The sequence below is a fragment of the Lysinibacillus sp. CD3-6 genome, from assembly GCF_006351725.2.
GTDB lineage: Bacteria > Bacillota > Bacilli > Bacillales_A > Planococcaceae > Lysinibacillus.
The window spans coordinates 4,804,272-4,810,966 of sequence record NZ_CP085880.1 but is presented as its reverse complement, the minus strand read 5'-3'; the positions used below and the strand labels follow the sequence as shown (position 1 = coordinate 4,810,966).

Annotated in this window: 6 protein-coding genes; all 6 read left to right on the top strand. The window is 37.5% G+C overall.

What is annotated here, in order from left to right:
- Positions 1 to 554: 554 nt before the first annotated feature.
- The 6 genes from rpmH (at position 555) to mnmG (ending at position 6,566) form a co-directional block, all read left to right on the top strand.
- The gene (gene rpmH / locus FH508_RS23895) at positions 555 to 689 is read left to right on the top strand and encodes a 50S ribosomal protein L34 (RefSeq protein ID WP_004233310.1); all 135 of its coding nucleotides are present in this window, start codon (positions 555 to 557) and stop codon (positions 687 to 689) included.
- A gap of 94 nt (positions 690 to 783) precedes the next feature.
- Positions 784 to 1,128 (top strand): ribonuclease P protein component, encoded by a 345-nt coding sequence (gene rnpA / locus FH508_RS23890; protein ID WP_173479129.1) that lies wholly within the window; start codon positions 784 to 786, stop codon positions 1,126 to 1,128.
- A gap of 236 nt (positions 1,129 to 1,364) precedes the next feature.
- The gene (gene yidC / locus FH508_RS23885) at positions 1,365 to 2,135 is read left to right on the top strand and encodes a membrane protein insertase YidC (protein WP_173479130.1); all 771 of its coding nucleotides are present in this window, start codon (positions 1,365 to 1,367) and stop codon (positions 2,133 to 2,135) included.
- Positions 2,132 to 2,953: an RNA-binding cell elongation regulator Jag/EloR gene (jag, locus tag FH508_RS23880; protein WP_173479131.1), complete on the top strand. Its 822-nt coding sequence runs from the start codon at positions 2,132 to 2,134 to the stop codon at positions 2,951 to 2,953. The genes yidC and jag overlap by 4 nt, the downstream gene beginning before the upstream one ends.
- A gap of 304 nt (positions 2,954 to 3,257) precedes the next feature.
- The gene (mnmE, locus tag FH508_RS23875) at positions 3,258 to 4,643 is read left to right on the top strand and encodes a tRNA uridine-5-carboxymethylaminomethyl(34) synthesis GTPase MnmE (protein WP_173479132.1); all 1,386 of its coding nucleotides are present in this window, start codon (positions 3,258 to 3,260) and stop codon (positions 4,641 to 4,643) included.
- Between the two features lie 27 nt (positions 4,644 to 4,670).
- Positions 4,671 to 6,566, top strand: coding sequence for a tRNA uridine-5-carboxymethylaminomethyl(34) synthesis enzyme MnmG (mnmG, locus tag FH508_RS23870; RefSeq protein WP_173479133.1), 1,896 nt, complete (start codon positions 4,671 to 4,673; stop codon positions 6,564 to 6,566).
- Positions 6,567 to 6,695 lie beyond the last annotated feature (129 nt).

The following is a 6,695-nucleotide window of genomic DNA, read 5'->3' as shown; positions in this document are numbered from 1 at the left end:
GCTGCTATTCTCCTTTACAGTTCAATACATATACAGCAATAAAAAAAGATAGTGCATTTATGTGATAAGTAAATACGTTCATTTTACGACTAATCCACAAAATCACAAGCTGTGGATAAGACTTAACCAAAGGCTGTGATAAAAATTATCCACAGCATATCAACAGTTGTGGATAAAAGAATAGTTCGTTTTAGTTTTCAACAAAGTGAAGCACAGTAATCGTATCAGAAAAACAAAGCTATTTCAATAGTTTATGAAACTTATCCACATAACCTTGATTTACTCACTTTCGAGTTGTCCACAAGCACTGCTTATGTGAAAAAGCTGTAGATAACAGTTGTGGATAAAAAATGCGGCAAAAAATACTATACACAAGTCTGTGTAAAAAAAACAAGTATTCTGTGGATAATTTAAAAGAGGGAAATTAAAAATATAGATTATATGGTTTAAAAGAATTTTATAAAATTCATTGACAAAATAGCCGTTTACTTTATATAATATGCAGGTCTGTATGTTGAAAAATTCAACTTTCATTCAGGAGGTGTCTATATACAATGAAACGTACTTACCAACCAAAGAAACGTAAGCACAGCAAAGTTCACGGTTTCCGCGCACGTATGAGCACGAAAAACGGTCGCAAAGTTCTTGCTGCTCGTCGTCGTAAAGGAAGAAAAGTTTTATCAGCATAAAATAAGTCCACTGAGCCACATCAGTGGTCTTTTTTTTCTTTATTTTTTGAAGCCGATAAGGATCAAAAGTATAATTTAGTAGCAGGTGAAAGTAATGAAAAAACGCCAACGAGTGAAAAAGAATGAGGATTTTCAAAAGGTGTTTAAAAAGGGTAAATCTTTCGCGAATCGACAGTTTGTCGTTTATTTTTTACCGAAAGAGGGACAAGCAGAATTTCGCGTAGGTTTATCAGTTAGTAAAAAACTTGGTAATGCGGTAACACGCAACCAAATTAAACGTTATATTCGACAAAGCGTTCATGAATTAAAAGATGAACTAAAGCCGAATATGGACTATGTTATTATCGCCAGACATCCGGCGGCCACTATGGATTTTCATGAAGTGAAACAAAGTTTGCAGCATGTACTACGAATTGCTAGAGTTTTAAAGAAATCGTAATATATACGGCAACCAAAGTGGCGATAAAGTACACTTATAAAAGATTCCACGATAACTTATGTAAATTAAGTAAACACTTTACTGCATGAGCCTATAATAATTGGCATATTTAGTAGAGTGAAAGCTAATTTGCATGATAAAATAACTGATAACTTTATTCTTTCCATAATAAAATTGAATAAAGACAACGCATATAGATTTAAGAAAAGTGAATAGTAATTGTAGGGGGAAGACGGTTGAAGAAACAACTTTGGGTAATTTTGTCGCTAGTATCAGTAGCATTACTACTATCTGGATGTACAGAATTTAATGAACCAATATCCAAAGAAAGCCAAGGCTTCTGGAATGAATTCATTGTTTGGCCGCTAGTATCAGCAATTAAATATTTTGCTGATTTACTTGGTACTTATGCATGGGGGATTATTGCGGTAACAATTATTATTCGTTTAGCGATTCTTCCATTGATGATTAAACAAACGAAGAGCTCTAAAAAAATGCAAGAAATTCAGCCGAAATTGAAGGAATTGCAGAAGAAGTATGCTTCTAAGGATGCACAAACACAGAAACAATATCAGCAAGAAATGATGAAGCTGATGAGTGAATCCGGTGTAAACCCAGTTGCTGGATGTTTACCAGTAGTCATTCAAATGCCAATTTTAATTGGTTTCTACCATGCGATTAGCCGAATGAATGCTACACCTGCTTTTGATTTAGGAAATTTCTTTATCTTCCCATTAGCAGAATCTGCACCTGCTTTGGCAATAATTGCTGGTATCATGCAATTTTTCGTTTTACGTACGGGCCCAGCAATGGATAACCCTCAAATGAAAATAATGATGTATATTATGCCATTCATGATTATTGGTTTTGGTATGGCGTTACCAGCTGCATTATCACTATATTGGGTAATCGGGAACATTATCTCGATTCTTCAAAACCTGTATATTTATAAACCTTGGCAAAAAAATAAAACACAACCTGCTCAAAATGGAGGGGCTAAAAAGTGAAACAACTTACGCAAATAGGCGCAACAACACAAGAAGCGATCTCATTGGCGTTACAGAAACTTGGCAAAACCCGTGAACAAGTAGATGTTGAAGTTTTACAAGAAGGTAAAAAAGGATTTTTAGGTTTTGGAGCACGTTCTGCAGAAGTGCGTGTGACTGTAAAGGAAGTACAAGTTCGTCCAACTACGGAAATGCCCATCGTAGCTGAGCAAGGTGAGGCAGCTACTGAGCAATTGAACGAACAAAAGGTAGTGGATGACGTTGAAAAATTAATTTCACAAGTTTCAGAACAACCAATGGACATCGAAGCTATTCAACAAGTAGTTACAGAAGTAAAAAAAGAGGAAGAAGATCACTCTATAAATCCGATCGAAGAGGCAAAAGCTTACCTAGTAAGTATAGCTGAGCAATTGGACATTCAAGATCTAAACATTGAAACAAAGCGCGAAGGCAAATATGTGCTGTTTCAATTGAATAGTGAGAAAGCAGCGCTGCTGATAGGGAAACGTGGTCAAACGTTAAATTCCTTACAGCAATTAACACAACTTGTATTAAATAAAACGGCTAAACAGTTCCTGATGGTTAAATTAGACGTTGAAAACTACCGAGAACGTCGCCAGGTAGCCTTAGAGCAACTGGCAGATCGTATGGCTGATAAGGCACTTCGTTTAAATCAACGTGTGGCATTTGAGCCGATGCAGTCATACGAAAGAAAAATTATTCATAATCAATTAGCGAATCGTCTCGATATTGAAACATATTCAGAAGGGACAGAACCGAATCGCTATTTAGTTATCGAACCAGTAAAGAAGGCTTAAGCTCTCTTTACGAAAAGGCATACAGACATATGCTATGGAAAAAACGGTCATTTTATCTATGATAAAGTGGCCGTTTTTTATGTCGTATAAACGAATCATTATGTGTGGCAATAAAACAAGTCATAACATGTCATTTATTGCGTTTCACAGTGAAAAATGTTGAACGATAAATAAATGTTAGCTTATCCACAATTGGAAATGGTCCTTACTTTAGATTTTAACGAAAATATGTTAGTCTAAGATGTTAGAAAGTGTTGATCGGTTTTAATTATCCACATGTGGATAACGTTGAGGAGGTAGTAAAATGGAGTTCGATACAATTGCTGCGATATCCACACCTATGGGTGAAGGTGCTATTGCTATAGTTCGATTAAGTGGAGATGAAGCGGTAGCCATTGCAGATAAAATATTTAAATCGCCTGGTGGGAAAAGTTTAACGAAGCAGGCTTCACATACAATTCATTATGGACACTTAGTAGATCCTAAAACAAACGAGGTAGTAGAAGAAGTTATGCTATCGTTCATGCGAGGACCGAAAACGTTCACGCGTGAGGATGTAATAGAGATCAATTGTCACGGAGGACTTGTATCAGTTAATCGAGTATTAAAATTAGTATTAACGAATGGTGCAAGACTTGCAGAGCCAGGTGAATTTACAAAACGTGCATTTTTAAATGGTCGTATTGATTTATCGCAGGCCGAAGCGGTGATGGATTTAATTCGAGCAAAAACAGATCGAGCGATGAATGTAGCGCTTGGTCAAATGGATGGAAAATTATCTCGCCTCATCGGTGATTTACGCCAAGCATTGCTAGAGACATTAGCGCAAGTAGAGGTTAATATAGATTATCCAGAGTATGATGATGTAGAAGAAATGACAGTGCCCGTATTGCTTGAAAAATGTACATGGGTGCGCAATGAAATTATTAAACTTTTACAAACGTCATCTCAGGGCAAAATTTTACGTGAAGGCTTATCGACTGTTATTTTAGGACGACCGAATGTAGGGAAATCTTCACTTCTAAATAGTTTAGTGCAAGAAAATAAAGCGATTGTGACAGATATAGCAGGTACAACTCGTGATATTATAGAAGAGTACGTAAATGTCCGTGGTGTACCTCTTCGTTTAGTGGATACTGCTGGTATACGTGAAACAGAAGATATTGTGGAACGAATTGGTGTGGAACGTTCTCGTGAGGCGTTACAAAGCGCAGATTTAATTTTATTCGTATTAAACTATGCGGATGAATTAACGATTGAGGATGAGCGCTTATTCGAAACAATTGAGGCGATGGATTATATCGTCATTGTCAATAAGACAGATTTACCGCAAAAAATCGATTTAGCTCGTGTAAAAGAATTAGCAGGTAGTCATCGTATTGTGACAACATCACTTTTACAAGAAGAAGGAATAACAGAATTAGAGGAAGCAATTGCTGCATTATTCTTCGAGGGGCAAATTGAAGCGGGCGATTTAACATATGTATCAAATGCACGACATATTGCATTACTCCACCAAGCGCAAGCGACCGTAGAGGACGCATTAGCTGGAGCACAGGCTGGAATACCAGTTGATATGGTGCAAATAGATGTTACAAGAACTTGGGAAATACTTGGTGAAATTATTGGGGATACAGTGCAAGAAAGCTTAATAAATCAACTATTTTCGCAGTTCTGTTTAGGAAAATAATTCTACTAGAGAAGGGAAGATACGAGCATGCCAACACAATATGAGGCAGGCACGTTTGATGTGATTGTTATTGGAGCAGGTCATGCAGGCGCAGAAGCTGCGTATGCTGCTGCTAAAATGGGCGCTAACACGCTTATGTTAACAATCAACTTAGATATGATTGCATTTATGCCATGTAACCCATCCATTGGTGGTCCTGCAAAAGGGATTGTCGTACGTGAAATTGACGCACTAGGTGGAGTCATGGGGAAAGTTATTGATAAAACGCATATTCAAATGCGTATGTTAAATACAGGGAAAGGTCCAGCTGTACGTGCATTACGTGCACAAGCGGACAAAGTACTATATCAACACGAAATGAAACGCGTGTTAGAAGAAAATGAAAACTTAACGATTCACCAAGCTATGGTGGAAGAGTTAATTATCGAAGAAGGCGAAGTAAAAGGGGTTATTACACAAATCGGCGCCATTTATCGTGCCGACGCAGTAATCGTTACAACAGGTACTTTCCTACGTGGTGAAATTATTATTGGCGATATGAAATATTCAAGTGGCCCGAATAACCAACAGCCTTCCATTCGCTTAGCGGATAATTTAAAAGAATTAGGTTTTGACCTTGTACGTTTTAAAACAGGAACACCACCTCGTGTAAATAGCCGTACAATTGATTATTCTAAAACAGAAATACAACCAGGTGATGATGTCCCACGGGCATTTAGTTTTGAAACAACGGAATTCATCATGGATCAACTTCCATGTTGGTTAACATATACAAGCCTTCAAACACATGAAATTATTGAAGCCAATTTACATCTTTCACCGATGTACTCAGGTATGATTAAAGGAACTGGCCCGCGCTATTGTCCTTCAATTGAAGATAAAGTCGTGCGATTTAATGATAAACCACGCCACCAAATCTTTTTAGAGCCAGAAGGTCGCAATACAAGAGAAGTTTATGTACAAGGTTTATCGACAAGCTTACCTGAGCATGTGCAACAACGTTTACTAAAATCAATTCCAGGATTAGAACAAGCTGAAATGATGCGAGCAGGCTATGCTATTGAGTACGATGCCATTGTGCCAACACAATTATGGCCAACTTTAGAAACAAAACGCATTAAAGGCTTATATACAGCAGGACAAATTAATGGAACATCTGGCTATGAAGAAGCTGCTGCTCAAGGTTTGATGGCAGGGATGAATGCTGCTGCCAACGTCCTTGGTAAAGAAGAACTGATTTTAAGCCGTTCAGAAGCTTATATAGGTGTATTAATCGATGATTTAGTAACGAAGGGTACGAATGAGCCTTATCGTCTTCTAACGTCTCGTGCCGAATATCGATTACTATTGCGTCATGATAATGCAGATTTACGCTTAGTCGAACACGGTTATAAAATGGGCATGTTATCACAGCAACGATATGAAAAATTCATGGAGAAAAAGGCATTAATAGAAAATGAAATTGCCCGCCTTCGTGAAGTCATTATTAAACCGAACGAAGCAACGCAATCTGCCATTCGCTCTGTAGGCGGTAGCGAGCTAAAAGATGGAATCCGTGGAGCAGATTTATTAAAACGTACGGAAATGCACTATGATTTAGTCTCTTCATTAATACCAACGGATATTGAACTTTCGGATGAAGTAAAAGAGCAAATCGAAATTCAGCTAAAATATGAAGGGTATATTGAAAAGGCATTGCAACAAGTTGAAAAGCTTCATAAAATGGAAAATAAAAAAATTCCAGAAAACATTGATTATGACGCCATTTCAGGTCTTGCAACAGAAGCACGCCAAAAATTAAAACAAGTTACACCACTTTCTATTGCACAGGCGTCTCGAATTTCTGGTGTAAACCCTGCAGACATTTCGATTTTACTTGTCTACATTGAACAAGGAAAAATCGCGCGTGTAAGTGGCGAATAATAGAGTAACAGCAAAGTGAATAAGAGGCGGGCATACCATTGTGCCCGCTTCCTATTTTTAGGCTATGTTATGACTCAAGGTTGATTGCCCCCTATTCGGCATGACAATCACCATTTAGACAATACTGAG

Bases quoted from the DNA above. Each gene is read 5' to 3' on its own strand.
- rpmH (WP_004233310.1), top strand. From the start codon at position 555: ATGAAACGTACTTACCAACCAAAGAAACGTAAGCACAGCAAAGTTCAC.
- rnpA (WP_173479129.1), top strand. From the start codon at position 784: ATGAAAAAACGCCAACGAGTGAAAAAGAATGAGGATTTTCAAAAGGTG.
- mnmE (WP_173479132.1), top strand. From the start codon at position 3,258: ATGGAGTTCGATACAATTGCTGCGATATCCACACCTATGGGTGAAGGT.
- mnmG (WP_173479133.1), top strand. From the start codon at position 4,671: ATGCCAACACAATATGAGGCAGGCACGTTTGATGTGATTGTTATTGGA.